Here is a 13,998-nt window from a genome sequence, read left to right as displayed (position 1 = left end):
GCCCTGTCAACGACCCCTACCACGGCGACCTCCTCGAAGTCTCCATGGGGCCGCACCACCCCTCCACGCACGGCGTCTTCCGGATGGTCGCCACGCTCGATGGCGAAATCATCGTCAAACTCAAACCCGTGTTCGGCTACCTCCACCGCAACCACGAAAAACTCGCCGAGAACACCACCTACCTCGCCAGCATCCCCTACACCGACCGCCTCGATTACCTCTCCTCGCTCACCAACAACTGGGCCTACGTCCACGCCGTCGAAAAACTCGCCGGCCTCACCGTCCCCGAACGAGGCGAATACGTCCGCGTCATCGTCGGCGAACTCGCCCGCCTCATCAACCACGCCTGCCTCGTCGGTTTCCTCCTCAACGACCTCGGCACCTCCTTCACCCCCCTCCTCTACTCCCTCCGCGAACGCGAACACATGCTCGACCTCATCGAAGAGCTCACCGGCTCCCGCATGATGTGCAACTACATGCGCTTTGGCGGCGTCCGCGCTGACCTCAGCCCCGAGTGGCTCGCCAAGTTAAAAACCTACCTCGAAAACGACTTCGCCCGTTACCTCGACGAACAGGACGCCCTCCTCACCACCAACGAAATCCTCCTCGCCCGCACGCAAGGCGCCGGCGTACTCCCCGCCGCGCTCGCCATCAACGCCGGCATCACCGGCCCCATGCTCCGCGCCAGCGGCGTCCCCTATGATATCCGGAAAGTGGATACGTATTCCATTTACGACCGCTTCGATTTTCGCGTCCCCCTCGGCGCGCACGGCGATACCTACGACCGCTACATGATGCGCATGCTCGAAATGCGCGAGTCGCTCAAAATCCTGCAACAAGCCCTGCGCGACATCCCCGCCGGCCCCGTCACCGACCCGAAAGCCAAGTCCCGCGGCCTCCGTCCCAAACCCGGCGAAGCCTACGCCCGCATTGAAGCCCCCAAAGGCGAACTCGGCTTCCATCTCATCAGCGACGGCAGCCCGCAGCCCTACCGCTACCGCATCCGCCCCCCCTCGCTCATCAACCTCACCATCCTCGAAGACATGTGCATCGGCGGCACCCTCGCCGACGCCGTCATCACCCTCGGCAGCGTGGACATCGTCCTCGGCGAGGTGGACCGCTAACCCTATCACCTCCTCACCACCATGTTCGGCACCGGCATATTGAAAGGTCTCGTCGTCACCGCCAAAAATTTCGCTGGCAGTTATCACGACCCGCGCCGCCTCACCACTGTTCAATACCCCGAACAGCGCACCACGCTCCCCGAAAACTTTCGCAGCTTCCCCTTCCTCGTGTTCGACGAGATTGAGGGGAAAAGCCCCATTGAAGGCCTTCGCTGCGTCGCCTGCAAAATCTGCGAAAAAGAATGCCCTCCGCAGTGCATCTACATCGTCCCCGAGCGTGACGAGAAAGGCAAAGCCCTCAAAAAACCCGCGATATTCGACATCGATTTTTCCGTCTGCATGGGCTGCGGCCTCTGCGCCGAGTCGTGTCCCTTCGACTCGATAAAAATGGACCACCACTACGAGATCACGGCGAACAACCGCTACGAAGACCTCCTCGTCCACCGCGACCAACTCGCCAAGTCCAACGCCTACTACAATCAGATCCACCCCACCGAAGCCGCCGCCGTCGATGCCGCGTTAGCCGAAGCCAAACGCAAAGCCGAGGAACGCGCCGCCGCCGCCAAAGCCCGTGTAGGGGCTTCGCTTGCGAAGCCCGCGCCAGCCGCTTCGGCACCCGCTCACCCCTCCACTCCAACACCTCCATTGTCTTCCGTTGCTAGTGGCACATCGCCATCTTCCCCTCCCGCATGACGATCACCTGCAAACCGCTGCGTCCCGTTCGTCAAACGGACAACCTTCGTCTCGGTCGAGTTTCGCGTCCGGAAACCCGTTATTTTGTCACGTTTATTACGCACGACCGCACACCCTGGCTTGCGACTCCTGACAACGCACAAGCGGCTATCCGTATCCTACAAACCGGTCACGATGCTGGTGATTGGATGATCGAGATCGCAACCTGCATGCCTGATCACTTGCACATCCTTTTTTCACTTTCCGGCCCCCGACTCACTGTTGGGCAATGCGTAGCCCACTGGAAATTCCAAATCCGCCAAGCCACTAACCCCGCCAACCAATGGCAGCGAGACTTTTGGGAACATCGACTGCGCCCCGATGAAGACCATGAGACATACGCTCTCTATACTTTTCTCAATCCTTGGCGTGCCCACCTACGGTCTGCTTCCGATACGTGGCCTCACTCTTGGATTCCCTCACCATCCCGGTTTCAGTTCACACAACACCTCTCACCCAATGGAGTCCCGCCGGTCGAGTGGCATCGTAATTATGAATCACGCTTCGACGAAATTCACACTCACGCGCGCACTCGTACACCCAGCGGAAATTTGATTAGCCCTTCGCGGGCTTCGCAAGCGAAGCCCCTACATTAAAGACTCGCCGCCACACCATGCTCGAAACACTTCCCATCACCCTGCGCGACTGGTTTCTCGACGCCCTCTTCCCGTCCGACGCCGTTTTTCTCCGCTGGCTTGCCACCTCGCTCGTATCCATCATCGCAATACTTGCCGTCTTCGGACTCTTCTTCGCGCTCTTCACCGTCACCGAGCGCAAAGTCCTTGGCCGCTTCCAAAACCGCTATGGCCCCAACCGCACCGGCCCCTTCGGCTACATGCAACCCTTTGCCGACGCCGTCAAAGCCCTCACCAAGGAAGACCTCATCCCCGCCACCGCCGACAAGCTGCTCCACTTCCTCGCCCCCTGCTGCGCTGTCTTTTTCGCGCTCCTCGGCTTCGCCGTCATCCCCTGCGGACTCCACCTCACCGCGCTCAACCTCGACGCAGGCATCCTCTATTTCTTCGCAGCCGGAGCCGCCACCGAACTCGCCATCTTCATGGCCGGCTGGTCCAGCCATAACAAATACTCGCTCATCTCCGCCATGCGCGCCCTCGCGCAACTCATCAGCTTCGAACTCCCCCTCCTCCTCGTCGCCATCCCCGCCGTCATGGCCGCCGGCACCCTCTCGCTCCCCGGCATTGTCACCGCGCAAGGAGCCTGGAGCCTCGGCGGACTCCTCCCTCACTGGAACCTCTTCACCCCCTGGGGACTCGCCGCCGCGCCCATTTTCCTCATCGCCGCCCTTGCCGAAACCAACCGCTGCCCATTCGACCTCCCCGAAGCCGAAAGCGAAATCATCGCCGGACACCTCACCGAGTATTCAGGATTCAAATACGCGCTCTTTTTCATGGGCGAATACTTCGGCATGACCGCCCTCGCCGGACTCGGCGTGACCCTTTTCCTTGGCGGCTGGCAGGCCCCCTGCGAATTCCTGCAATTCATCCCCAGCTACGCCTGGTTCGGCATCAAACTCATCGCCTGCATGATGCTCTTCATCTGGGCGCGCGCCACGCTCCTGCGCCTGCGCATGGACCAACTCCTGAAACTCGCGTGGAAATTCCTGATTCCCCTCGCCCTCCTCAACCTCGGCGCCGCCGCCCTCTGGCTCCTCACTCCCGCCTGGACCGGCCCGCTCCTCGCCCTCCGCTGGCTCCTCCCCCTTGCGCTCGTCGTCATCCCGTATGTCCTCCTCGCCCGCCGCCTCAGCGCCGGCCTCGGCCCCCGCACCTACCGCTACGCCTGAGGAAATTAAGAAGTGGAAATTAGGAATTAGAAAAACGAACCGATGCACACAAACCTCTCACAACTTTCGCAACCCGCAGCGACAGCGAAGCCGCCCACTTCCTAATTCCTAATTTCTCCTTCCTCCTTTTTTCCATGCTCACACTCCTTCTCATCGCCGCATTTACGCTCGTCACCGCCGCGGCTGCGCTCTCGTTGCGCAATATCATTCGATCCGCGATTTTCCTCGTCCCCGCATGGATCGGCATTGCCGCCTTTTATCTCTGGGCCGGAGCCGAGTTCGTGGCCTTTGCCCAGGTCCTCGTTTATGTCGGTGCAATCTCGATGGTGGTTCTTTTTGCCGTCGTCCTCACCCGTCGCGCGCCCGACGATCCCGCCGAAGAACCCGCCACCCGTCGCCGCCTCAACTGGGCTGTCGCTGCTGGCGGAGCCGTCGCCGCCATGATCTTCGCCGCGATTCTCTGCACCGCCCTCCCCTCCCCCGACTCCGCAGCCCTTGCCTCTGACGCCCCCCCCCCCCCCTCCCTCACAATAAAAGACCTCGGCCACGCGCTCACCGGCGAGCACGCCGCCGCGGTCCTCATCACAGGCGCGCTCCTGACCGTTGCGCTCCTCGGTTCCATCCTCCTCGCCGCCACCGACAAACCCCGCGACGCGCGCACCACTCGCTGACATGATCACCAGCCTTTCCGATCTCCTCGCCAGTCCGCTGCACCTCAGCCTCCTGTTTTCGGCGGCGCTCTTTACCATCGGCCTGACAACCGCCCTTGCCCGCAGCAGTGCAATTCTCGTCCTGCTCGGCATCGAACTCATGCTCAATGCTGCCAACATCAACTTCATCGCCTTCTGGCGGCACGGTTTTGATGCCGGAGCCGCCGGAGCCTCTGCAGCCTCGCCCGCCACCGGCGTTGTCTTTGTGATATTCAGCATCGCCATCGCCGCCGCCGAAGCCGCGGTCGGCCTCGCCCTCATCATCGCCCTCTACCGCCACCGCCGCGCCATCCGCCTGCAAGACGCAACCGCGCTCAAAGGCTAAACCACTGAAACAATGCAAACCTCACGCAGAGACGCAGAGACGCAGAGTGAAAATGCATTAAATCACATTTCCGGACAGATCGTCGATGCCGCCTATCGGATACATTCCAGACTGGGACCAGGATTACTGGAAAGTGTGTATGAAACCATCCTCTCCCGTGAACTTGCCCAACTGAACCTCAAGGTTGAACGTCAGAAACCCATCCCCATCGAATGGGACGATCTCCGGTTCGATGAAGGCTTTCGCGCTGACCTTGTCGTCAACGATTGCATCGTCGTCGAACTCAAGTCTGCCGAAACCCTCGCCCCCGTTCACTCCAAACAACTCCTCACCTATCTCCGTCTTCTCGATTACCGACTCGGACTGCTCATCAATTTCGGAGCCCCTCTCATCAAAGACGGCATCAAACGCATCGCCAATAATCTCTCATCCTCTGCATCTCCGCAGCTCTGCGCCTCTGCGTCTCTGCGTGACACAAATTAGAATCCATCCATGCCAACCCTTGTCCCGCATCTCTGGCTTATCCCTGCGCTTCCCCTCGCTGCCTGCGTCATCGGTGTGTTCACCTCCGCGCGCAGCCGCCTGGCCTCCACCGCTGCGCTCGCCGCAATGGCTGCCGCCTTCGTCGTATCCTGTCTATCACTACGTGAAGCCCTCGCCAGTCCCGCCGCCCACGCCACCGCCACCCTCGACTGGATCAACGCCGGCGCGCTCAAGCTGCCCCTCAGCCTCCTCCTTGATCCCCTCACCGCCTTCATGCTCGTGATGGTTACCTTCGTCGGCTTCCTGATTTTCCTTTTCAGCACCGGATACATGAAGGACGACCCGCGCTACGGGAAATTCTTCTGTTACCTCAGCCTCTTCGCCGCCGCGATGCTCGGCCTCCTCATTTCCAACAGCCTGCTGCTCCTCTTCGTGTGCTGGGAACTCGTCGGACTCGCCTCCTACCTCCTCATCGGATTCTGGTTTGAAAAACCATCCGCCGCCGCCGCCGCGAAAAAAGCCTTCATCGTCACCCGCATCGGCGACCTCGGTTTCCTTCTCGGCATCCTCTGGCTTCACTCCGCGACCGACACCCTCCTCTTCTACGACAACGGCGCGGGCTTCCTCGAAACCACGCAACTCGGTTCGCTCGCTGCCCTCGCCCTCCCCGGCGGACTCGCCGTCTCGACCGCCATCGGCCTGCTCATCTTCTGCGGAGCCGTCGGCAAATCCGGCCAGTTCCCCCTCCACGTCTGGCTTCCCGACGCCATGGAAGGCCCCACGCCCGTCTCCGCCCTCATCCACGCCGCAACCATGGTGGCGGCAGGCGTGTTCCTCATGGCGCGTATCCAACCCCTCCTTACGCCCGACGCCCTTGCAGTCATTGCCACCATCGGAGCCATCACCGCCCTCTTCGGCGCAATTCTCGCAACCGCCCAAAACGACATCAAACGCGTCCTCGCCTACTCCACTGTATCACAACTCGGATACATGATGCTTGCCATTGGCGTCGGAGCCTGGCCCGCCGCCATCTTTCACCTCCTCACGCACGCCTTCTTCAAAGCCCTCCTCTTCCTCGGAGCCGGTTCCGTCATCCACGCCGCCCACCACGAGCAAGACATCCGCAAACTCGGCGGACTCGCCCCGCGCATGAAACTCACCTTCGCCACCTTTGCCATCGGCATGATGGCGCTCGCTGGCGTTCCCTTCGTATTCTCCGGCTTCTGGTCCAAAGAAGCCATCCTGCACGGCGCGCACGCATGGCCCGTTTCGCAACTCCCCTTCCTCGCCGCGCTCGCCGCCGTCATCCTCACCGCCTTCTACATGACGCGCCTCGTCGCCGAGGTGTTTATGGGAAGACCCCGCACCCACGCCGCCGAACACGCGCACGAAAACCCACTCTCGATGACGCTCCCCCTCGTCCTCCTCGCGATCTGCGCCATCGCCCTCGGCTTCCTCGGCACACCTGCCTGGCCCTGGTTGCAGGCGATGCTCGAAGGCCGCGCCGAAGTCCACGGCCACGGCATTTTCGACGAAGGCACGGGCCTCATGCTGACCTCCATCGCGCTCGTCGCCATCGGCATCGGCTCCGGACTTGCCATCTACGCCCGCCGCTCCCGCATCCAACGCGGACACGACAACGCCACCGCGCCCGACCCCGTCGAACGCGTCGCGCCCGGCCTCTTCAACGCCTTCGCCCACCGCCTCTACATCGACGAACTTTACGCCGCCACCGTCGGACGCTTCACGACCATCGCCGCCGCGCTGTCCGACTTTGCTGACCGCTGGATCTGGGGCGGAGCGATTCGCGCCCTTGCCGGACTCGCCTGCTTTACCGGAGGCGTCACACGCGACACCGACGAAGTGAACATCAACGGCAGTTTCGACGCCACGACCGACGCCCTCCGCACGACGGCCCGCGCCTATTCCCGCACGCAAACCGGCGACGCCCGCGTTTCCCTGACCGGCCTCGCCCTCGGCTTTGTCGCCCTGATCGTCGTCACCCTGATCTTGGGAGGTGTACTATGATTTCCAATACACTACACAATCAAGGCTCACGCAGAGACGCAAAGACGCAGAGTGTTGAAATTTTGAACGATCTTTCTGCAATGATTCTGCCTTCCTCTGCGTCTCCGCGTCTCTGCGTGACCCAATAAAACGACAACATGACCAACGTCCCGCTTCTCTCTCTCATCATTTTCGTTCCGTGGATTGGCGCGCTCCTGCTCGCCGCGTTGCCGCAACTCTCGCGTTCGCCCGCCGGACATCGCACCACCCGCCTCATTGCGTTCGTGTTCAGCCTCTCGACGCTCGCGCTCACCCTCGCTGCTGTCCTGCCCGCATTCGACACCGCCGCCGCAGGCACCCTTCAACTCGCCGAACGGCACACATGGATCGCGCCATTAAATATCAACTACACACTCGGCATTGACGGCATCTCGCTCGTTCTCGTTTTACTCACCGGCCTCATTGCGCCCATGTCTCTCGCCGCCACATGGCGCAGCCCCGCAACGTCCGCGACATCCCTTCCCCCCCCCCCCCCCCGGCTTCCCGGCATACTCTTTCTCACCATTCAAGGCGCGGCGCTCGGCGTCTTCCTCGCGCAAGATTTCTTCCTCTGGTTTCTCTTTTGGGAACTCAGCCTCTTCCCCGCGTTTTTCCTCACAAAACTTTACGGCAACGATACCGACTCCAACGGCGACACCCGTCCCGGCAACGCTTCTCGTGCCGCGTATCAATTTGTCATCTACACGATGGGCGGCAGCGCCTTCATGTTGCTCTCCTTCGCCGCCATTTACGCCGTCACCGGCACGCTCAATTTTGAAGAACTCCAATTCCACCTTTTCAGCAGCGACAAACTCGCTGACAAACTCGCCGCGGTTTCCCCCGCGCTGCCCATGCTGGTGTTTTTCGGAGTGCTCCTCGGTTTGGCCGTAAAAGTTCCGCTGTTTCCCTTTCACACGTGGCTTCCCTCCGCCTATGCCGCAGCCCCGACCGGTGCGTCCATATTTCTCACCGCCATCATGTCCAAAATGGGACTCTACGGTTTCATCCGCATTCTCTGGTCCATTTTCCCGATAGAACTCATCATCACCGCTCCCATCCTCATCTGGTTCGCGCTTGCGGGTGTCGTTTTCGGAGCCTTTGCCGCGCTCCGCCAGCGCGACCTCAAACGCATGATCGCCTACTCCTCGATCAACCACCTTGGCTACTGCCTGCTCGCCTTCTTCGCCTTCGTAATCGCCGCCGACCATCTTCCCTCCACAAGCCAAACATTCACCGCCGCCCTCACCGGCATGATCCTGCAAATGTTCAACCACGGCCTCTCTGCCGCCGCGCTCTTTTATTGCATCGGCATTTTGGAGAACCGCACCGGCGGACTGCGTGGCATGGGTGACTTCGGCGGCGTGCGCAAAGTCGCCCCGATTTTCGCCGCGTTCTGCGGCATCTCGATGTTCTCCTCGCTTGGCCTGCCCGGACTCAACGGCTTCGTCGGCGAATTTCTGATTTTCCGCGGCGTCTTCGGTGCTGCACCCGTGGTTGCCGCCATTGCCACGCTCGGCCTCCTCGCCACCGCGCTGTTCCTGCTCACCTTCTGGCAACGCGTTTTCCACGGCCCCGTCACGCCCAATGCCCAACGCGTCACCGACCTCACTGCGACCGAAATCCTCACACTGGCCCCCGCGATCGTCCTGATGTTCGTTCTCGGCCTCGCGCCGCAACTCCTCATCAACCTCTTCCGATCCCTCCTCGGCTGACATGCTGCAAAACCTCTCCCGATGAACCTCCTTCCCTGGACCATCTACATCTCCCTTGCCGGCGCGCTCCTCACGCTCCTCGCCGGACGCCGCTCACCCGCCGCCGCGCGTATCGTCGCCATCACTACAGCACTTGCTGCCGCTGCCATCGTTGCGCTCGCGGCCATCGAATTTACGCCATCCCCCGACCCGCAAACCCTCGTCAACCTCCCCTGGATTGCCGAACTCGGCATTCAATACCACCTCGCGGCTGACGGCATCAGCCTCACGCTTGTTGTTCTCACCGCCATTGCCGCGCTCGCGGGCATTCTCTTCTCGTGGAACATCACCGACCGCACCGGCGAATTTTTCGCGCTCTACCTCGCGCTCATCGGCGGCGTTTACGGCGTGTTCCTCAGCGCCGATGCGTTTGTGTTCTTCGTCTTCTACGAAATCGCCATCGTCCCCAAATACTTCCTCGTGGCGAAATGGGGCTCCACCAACCGCGAATACGGCGCGATGAAACTTGTGCTCTACTCCTTCGCCGGCAGCGCCCTCGTCATGGCCGGACTCCTCTGGGCGCACGCCACGGCCGCCGCCCTCCCCCCCCCCCACGCCGTTCAAACCTTCTCGCTCACGCAACTCGCCGAAGCCGCCACCCACTTCAGTCACGCGCAACAACTCGGCATGTTCGCCCTCGTCTTCACTGGATTCGCCGTCCTCGCCGGCATGTTCCCCTTCCACACCTGGGCGCCCACCGGACACGTCGCCGCGCCCACCGCCGCCTCCATGCTCCTCGCCGGAGTCGTCATGAAACTCGGCGCTTACGGATGCCTCCGCGTTGCCATCCCGCTTTTTGTTGAAGGCTACCACACCTTCGCCCCCTTCATCGGCTGGCTCGCCGTCATTGGTATCGTTTACGCCGGGTTCATCGCGCTCATCCAGGACGACTTCAAATTTGTCATCGGCTACTCCTCCGTCAGCCACATGGGATTTGTCCTGCTCGGCCTTGCCGCTGCCAACGAACGCGCCCTCAGCGGAGCTGTTCTCCAAATGTTTTCGCACGGCATCATCGCCGGACTCCTCTTCGCCGTCGTCGGACGCATGGTTTACGAACGCACGCACACCCGCAACCTCGCCGACCTCCGCGCCCTGCCCCTGCACCGCCTGCTGCCCTTTGCCGCAACGACCTTCGTGATTGCCGGACTCGCCTCGATGGGTCTGCCCGGCTTCAGCGGATTCCCGGCCGAACTCTCCATCCTTGTCGGCGCCTGGCAAACCTCCCGCCTCTGGGCCTTGATCGCCGCCATCGGCATCCTCATCGCCGCCGCCTTCACCCTGCGCGCAATCCAGGTGTCATTCTTCGGCAAAACCTCTCCGGTAGGGGCTTCGCTTGCGAAGCCCGCGTCCGCCGTCGATGCAACGAACACCAATGTCCCTCCCCTGCCCCCCCCCCCCCTCGGGCTTCGCAAGCGAAGCCCCTACCTATGCACCGATCACGCTCCCCGAAAAACTCGGCGCGCTCATCCTGATCGCCACAACTCTCATCATCGGCCTGATGCCCGACCTCCTTCTCAACTGGATTAATCCCGCGCTCCAGTCCCCGCTGTTCCAAGCCGCGCTGAAATAAACATTCCTTCCCTCGACACGCGATGCCCTCGCCCAATCCCTACATCGAACTCCTCCACGCGCTCCGGCCCGAAATCATGCTGACACTCGGCATGTTGATCGTGCTCGCCTTCGACCTTTCCGTCGGACGCCGCCTCTCCGATCGCGCCCGCCTCGCCGCCGCCACCGCCATTGCCCTTGGCGCGCTCGCCTCGGCTGCGTTTCAAACCCTCGCTCCTGCTTTCATCTGCACCCTCACCTTCGCCTCGCCTTCCCCGACACTCCTCCCCCCCGGCGCGTTCATCCTCGACTCCTTCGCCGCCGTCATCCGCCTCGGCGTCCTCGCCCTCGCTGCGCTGACTTTCCTGCTCCCTTCGCGTGACCGCAACGCGCACCCCGCCGAGCACGCCGCCATCGTCCTCCTCGCCACGGCGGGCTTCACGCTCATGGCAGTGGCGAACAACCTCCTCGTCGCCTTCCTCGGCCTCGAACTTGCCAGCCTCTCGCTCTACATCCTCGCCGCGCTCGACAAAACCAGCCCCGCCTCCGCCGAGGCCGGACTCAAATACTTCCTCTTCGGAGGCATGGCTGCCGCGTTCCTCCTCTTTGGATTCAGCCTCATCTACGGGTTCACCGGCTCTATCCAGTTCGACGCCATCGCCGCCGCTCTCGCCCCCCCCGCCCGCATCTCGCCACTCCTCCTCGTCGCCCTCGTGATGGTCCTTGTTGGTTTCGGCTACAAAGCCGCCGCCGCCCCCTTCCACCTCTGGGCGCCCGACGTTTACGAAGGCGCCCCCTCCCCCGCCGCCGCGCTCATCGCATCCGCATCCAAACTCGCCGGACTCGCCCTCTTTTTCCGTTTACTCCACACCGCGCTCGCCCCGGCAGCGCTCCAGTTTGCTCCGCTCACCGGCTGGCTGCCTGTTCTCCTGCTCGTATCCGCAGCCTCGATACTCCTGGGCAACATAGCAGCGCTTGCGCAGACCAGCGTCCGTCGCCTCATCGCGTATTCAGCCATTGCGCACGCTGGCGTCCTGCTCCTCGGCGTCGCCCTCGGCGATACCAGCGCGACCGTTTACTACGCTCTCACCTACGGCCTCGCCACGATTGGTATTTTCGGCGTCCTCGCCGTCCTCGATTCCAACAACTCTCCCACCACCGCCCGCCCCATCAACGCCCTCACCGATCTCGCCGGACTCTGGAAACGCTCCCCCTTCCTCGCCGCGATCCTCTTTGTTTGCGTGCTCTCGCTCGCCGGCATCCCTCCGCTCGCCGGATTTTTCGGCAAATTCTACCTCTTCGCCGCCGCCCTTCGCCCTGCCGGACTCGCCTCGCCCACCGGCTGGCTTGCGATCCTCGCCATCGCCATGAGTGCCGTCGCCCTCTACTATTACCTGCAAATCCTCAAACAGGCACTCGTGACCAATCCCCCCCCCCCCCCGCTTCGACGACCATCCACACGCCTCTTCCCGCCGCCATCGCCCTAATCATTGCGACGGCGCTCCTGATTTTTCTCGGTCTGTTCCCGTCGCTCCTGCTGCGTATCATTGCCGGGTAATACCTTTCCCATTCAAAATATCTCACGCAGAGACCAATGGCTTATTTCTTCGGAGCGGTTGCTGCCGGCGCGGGCGAGGCCGGTTGTGGCGGTGCGGGAGGCGCGGGCGGGGGGGGGGGAGGGGCTGTCAGTTCCCGATGCTCCGCATCCCAACTTGCAACCTGCCTGAAATCCATGGCGGCCCTCGCAATGACCTGGCCCTGCTTGAGCAACCCGATACGCATCGGCTTCGACAACTCTTGATCCGCAAGTATCCGCTGGATCAATACCAAGCCATTTTTCGCATCGTCCGCCTGCCGCAGCAAATCGGCTCCCTCGGCAAACAATAGCACGTCCTCCGTGCGGATGGAATTGAACAAAGTCAGCACGGCCAGCGTGCGCGCCGCGGCTTTTTTCCCGGCTGCGACGGCGGCGGCATCCGGCGTCTCCGCGCTCTTCGGCTTCGGCGGATTTAACTGAGTCCGGGCCATCGCCAGCACCAGCGGCACACTGGGATCGCGCCGCAGTTCTTTCTGGCCGATCGCCAGCGCCTCATCTCTTTTTCCGGCGGCCTCCAGCAGATGCATCTGGCGGATTGCCACGTAAGGCGCCAGAGCCGGTGAAATCGACTCGCGTTGCTTCCACTGCTTTTCAACCGGCACTTTGAACGGCTGATAAAGCGGATCGCCGATCAGAATCGCCTGCCAGCTCAACCCGTTCAGCGCATACAACGCGGCATCGCCCAGCATTTCGCCCCGGGCCAGCGCCTCGATCAACAAATGAGGCTGGTGCGTGAATTGCAGATACGGCTCATGCACATTGCCCACGGTCGCCGTGACACCACGCGCCACAAACCCCGGCGTCCACCCCTTTGCATTGCGCATGCTCGACGCTGAAAAACTGTAAATATGCAAAGCCACCGCGCCCGGTGGGAAACGAAATCCAGGTGTTAAAAACGGACCATCAATCGCCCCCGTGTACCAGCCAAAATAAAGCGCAGGCGCATCAAAACGCGACGCCGCCCCAAACCGTCCCCGCTCCCTGTCCACGGCAAGGTCGAAGCCCAGCGACTCGATCTCCTTCACCGCCGCCTCCATCCACACATCCCCCTGTTTGTGCGGCCCCCCGATGTCCACGTAAGCCCGTCCGATCAATCCCTCGCGTTCGGCCCGGAGCGCGTTGTCCACCAACGCACGCGCATCCTGCGGCGTGATGCCGTCGAGCCGGCCCACCGTGACGACCATGATGCGCTGCTGATCCGAAGGTGCTTTTACGTTGTAGAGCGGATTGGGCAGCAGCCCCGCGATCTGGTATCCGCTCGCCGCCAGCAACGCCAGTTCGCTGTCCACCGCCCCGGCATTGGTCGAGAACGCCCCGCTCGCCGCCGCCTGGCCGCCGCGCCCCGGAGTCTCCAGCACGAGCTTGGCATCGCCGTTCATACGCAACGGCACTCCGCGGCACACGACCAGCGCCCGTATCCGGTGCCCGGATATGGCGTATTTCGTACGCCCGATGGAATCCGTGTCGCCCGCGGTGATCGCGTCGATCCATTCCCGTTTCACCAACTCCGCCTGCAAGGGATTGTAAATCGCATCGATGAATTCGCGCCACGAAATCGTTTCCTTCAGCGGCATGGGCAACGCGATGATGTTTTCTTCCGGCACCTGCCGGGCCTCCGCGTAGTGCTTCGCCAATGACACCGATTCCGGGTCCGCGCCATTGGCCAGCACCACGACCACACGCGCCGCCGCCGCATCCGCCGCCATCACACGGGGGGGGGGGGGGGGAGGGGACGCCGCCAGCGCCACCACCGCAACCAACAGCAGACCGGACACGGGAAAAGGGAGCAGATATCTCATGTGCCCTCCCATGCAGAAGCGTGAACGCCTTTCTGTGAAGAAGAATGATTGCCCGCCCCATTTCACTCCTTCCAAGGCT

The 13,998-nt window shown here is 62.3% G+C and carries 12 protein-coding genes; 11 read left to right on the top strand and 1 reads right to left on the bottom strand.

The window, feature by feature from the left end:
- Nucleotides 1-44: 44 nt before the first annotated feature.
- The 11 genes from OBACDRAFT_RS20160 to OBACDRAFT_RS20115 all read left to right on the top strand — a co-directional run bounded on the left by OBACDRAFT_RS20160 (nucleotide 45) and on the right by OBACDRAFT_RS20115 (nucleotide 12,010).
- Nucleotides 45-1,124: an NADH-quinone oxidoreductase subunit D-related protein gene (locus OBACDRAFT_RS20160; RefSeq protein WP_043588787.1), complete on the top strand. Its 1,080-nt coding sequence runs from the start codon at nucleotides 45-47 to the stop codon at nucleotides 1,122-1,124.
- Nucleotides 1,125-1,145: 21 nt separating this feature from the next.
- Nucleotides 1,146-1,817, top strand: a complete 672-nt coding sequence (locus OBACDRAFT_RS20155) for a NuoI/complex I 23 kDa subunit family protein (protein ID WP_081722226.1) — start codon at nucleotides 1,146-1,148, stop codon at nucleotides 1,815-1,817.
- Complete coding sequence (locus tag OBACDRAFT_RS31300; protein ID WP_081722225.1) at nucleotides 1,814-2,452, top strand: REP-associated tyrosine transposase; 639 nt, start codon at nucleotides 1,814-1,816, stop codon at nucleotides 2,450-2,452. Before OBACDRAFT_RS20155 ends, OBACDRAFT_RS31300 begins: the two co-directional genes overlap by 4 nt.
- A gap of 17 nt (nucleotides 2,453-2,469) precedes the next feature.
- Entirely contained in the window at nucleotides 2,470-3,660 is a 1,191-nt protein-coding gene (gene nuoH, locus OBACDRAFT_RS20150) for an NADH-quinone oxidoreductase subunit NuoH (protein WP_043588714.1), read from the top strand.
- A 134-nt stretch (nucleotides 3,661-3,794) separates the two neighbouring features.
- Nucleotides 3,795-4,331 carry an NADH-quinone oxidoreductase subunit J family protein gene (locus OBACDRAFT_RS20145; RefSeq protein ID WP_043588712.1) on the top strand — a complete coding sequence of 179 codons (537 nt, stop codon included), beginning with the start codon at nucleotides 3,795-3,797 and terminating at the stop codon, nucleotides 4,329-4,331.
- Between the two features lies 1 nt (nucleotide 4,332).
- A complete protein-coding gene (nuoK, locus tag OBACDRAFT_RS20140) occupies nucleotides 4,333-4,695 on the top strand; it encodes an NADH-quinone oxidoreductase subunit NuoK (protein ID WP_043588711.1) in 363 nt (120 codons plus the stop codon).
- A gap of 12 nt (nucleotides 4,696-4,707) precedes the next feature.
- Nucleotides 4,708-5,178: a GxxExxY protein gene (locus OBACDRAFT_RS20135; protein WP_052362301.1), complete on the top strand. Its 471-nt coding sequence runs from the start codon at nucleotides 4,708-4,710 to the stop codon at nucleotides 5,176-5,178.
- 9 nt (nucleotides 5,179-5,187) lie between these two features.
- On the top strand, nucleotides 5,188-7,206 hold the full coding sequence (gene nuoL / locus OBACDRAFT_RS20130) for an NADH-quinone oxidoreductase subunit L (RefSeq protein WP_043588709.1): 2,019 nt from the start codon (nucleotides 5,188-5,190) through the stop codon (nucleotides 7,204-7,206).
- A 137-nt stretch (nucleotides 7,207-7,343) separates the two neighbouring features.
- Nucleotides 7,344-8,936, top strand: a complete 1,593-nt coding sequence (locus tag OBACDRAFT_RS20125; RefSeq protein WP_043588707.1) for a complex I subunit 4 family protein — start codon at nucleotides 7,344-7,346, stop codon at nucleotides 8,934-8,936.
- A 21-nt stretch (nucleotides 8,937-8,957) separates the two neighbouring features.
- Nucleotides 8,958-10,502 (top strand): complex I subunit 4 family protein, encoded by a 1,545-nt coding sequence (locus tag OBACDRAFT_RS20120; RefSeq protein ID WP_232767454.1) that lies wholly within the window; start codon nucleotides 8,958-8,960, stop codon nucleotides 10,500-10,502.
- 65 nt (nucleotides 10,503-10,567) lie between these two features.
- Complete coding sequence (locus OBACDRAFT_RS20115; protein WP_052362300.1) at nucleotides 10,568-12,010, top strand: NADH-quinone oxidoreductase subunit N; 1,443 nt, start codon at nucleotides 10,568-10,570, stop codon at nucleotides 12,008-12,010.
- Between the two features lie 112 nt (nucleotides 12,011-12,122).
- On the opposite strand, the gene OBACDRAFT_RS20110 is transcribed toward OBACDRAFT_RS20115, so the two are convergent.
- Nucleotides 12,123-13,895, bottom strand: a complete 1,773-nt coding sequence (locus tag OBACDRAFT_RS20110) for a TIGR03790 family protein (protein WP_232767452.1) — start codon at nucleotides 13,893-13,895, stop codon at nucleotides 12,123-12,125.
- Nucleotides 13,896-13,998 lie beyond the last annotated feature (103 nt).

Origin of the sequence: Geminisphaera colitermitum TAV2 (genome assembly GCF_000171235.2) — a bacterium.
Lineage (GTDB): Bacteria > Verrucomicrobiota > Verrucomicrobiia > Opitutales > Opitutaceae > Geminisphaera > Geminisphaera colitermitum.
The sequence above is the reverse complement of the archived record's forward strand: the minus strand, read 5'-3'. Positions and strand labels throughout refer to the sequence as shown.

Bases quoted from the DNA above. Each gene is read 5' to 3' on its own strand.
- nuoK (WP_043588711.1), top strand. From the start codon at position 4,333: ATGATCACCAGCCTTTCCGATCTCCTCGCCAGTCCGCTGCACCTCAGC.
- OBACDRAFT_RS31300 (WP_081722225.1), top strand. From the start codon at position 1,814: ATGACGATCACCTGCAAACCGCTGCGTCCCGTTCGTCAAACGGACAAC.
- OBACDRAFT_RS20145 (WP_043588712.1), top strand. From the start codon at position 3,795: ATGCTCACACTCCTTCTCATCGCCGCATTTACGCTCGTCACCGCCGCG.
- OBACDRAFT_RS20160 (WP_043588787.1), top strand. From the start codon at position 45: ATGGGGCCGCACCACCCCTCCACGCACGGCGTCTTCCGGATGGTCGCC.
- OBACDRAFT_RS20115 (WP_052362300.1), top strand. From the start codon at position 10,568: ATGCCCTCGCCCAATCCCTACATCGAACTCCTCCACGCGCTCCGGCCC.
- nuoH (WP_043588714.1), top strand. From the start codon at position 2,470: ATGCTCGAAACACTTCCCATCACCCTGCGCGACTGGTTTCTCGACGCC.
- OBACDRAFT_RS20155 (WP_081722226.1), top strand. From the start codon at position 1,146: ATGTTCGGCACCGGCATATTGAAAGGTCTCGTCGTCACCGCCAAAAAT.
- OBACDRAFT_RS20125 (WP_043588707.1), top strand. From the start codon at position 7,344: ATGACCAACGTCCCGCTTCTCTCTCTCATCATTTTCGTTCCGTGGATT.
- OBACDRAFT_RS20120 (WP_232767454.1), top strand. From the start codon at position 8,958: ATGAACCTCCTTCCCTGGACCATCTACATCTCCCTTGCCGGCGCGCTC.
- OBACDRAFT_RS20135 (WP_052362301.1), top strand. From the start codon at position 4,708: ATGCAAACCTCACGCAGAGACGCAGAGACGCAGAGTGAAAATGCATTA.
- nuoL (WP_043588709.1), top strand. From the start codon at position 5,188: ATGCCAACCCTTGTCCCGCATCTCTGGCTTATCCCTGCGCTTCCCCTC.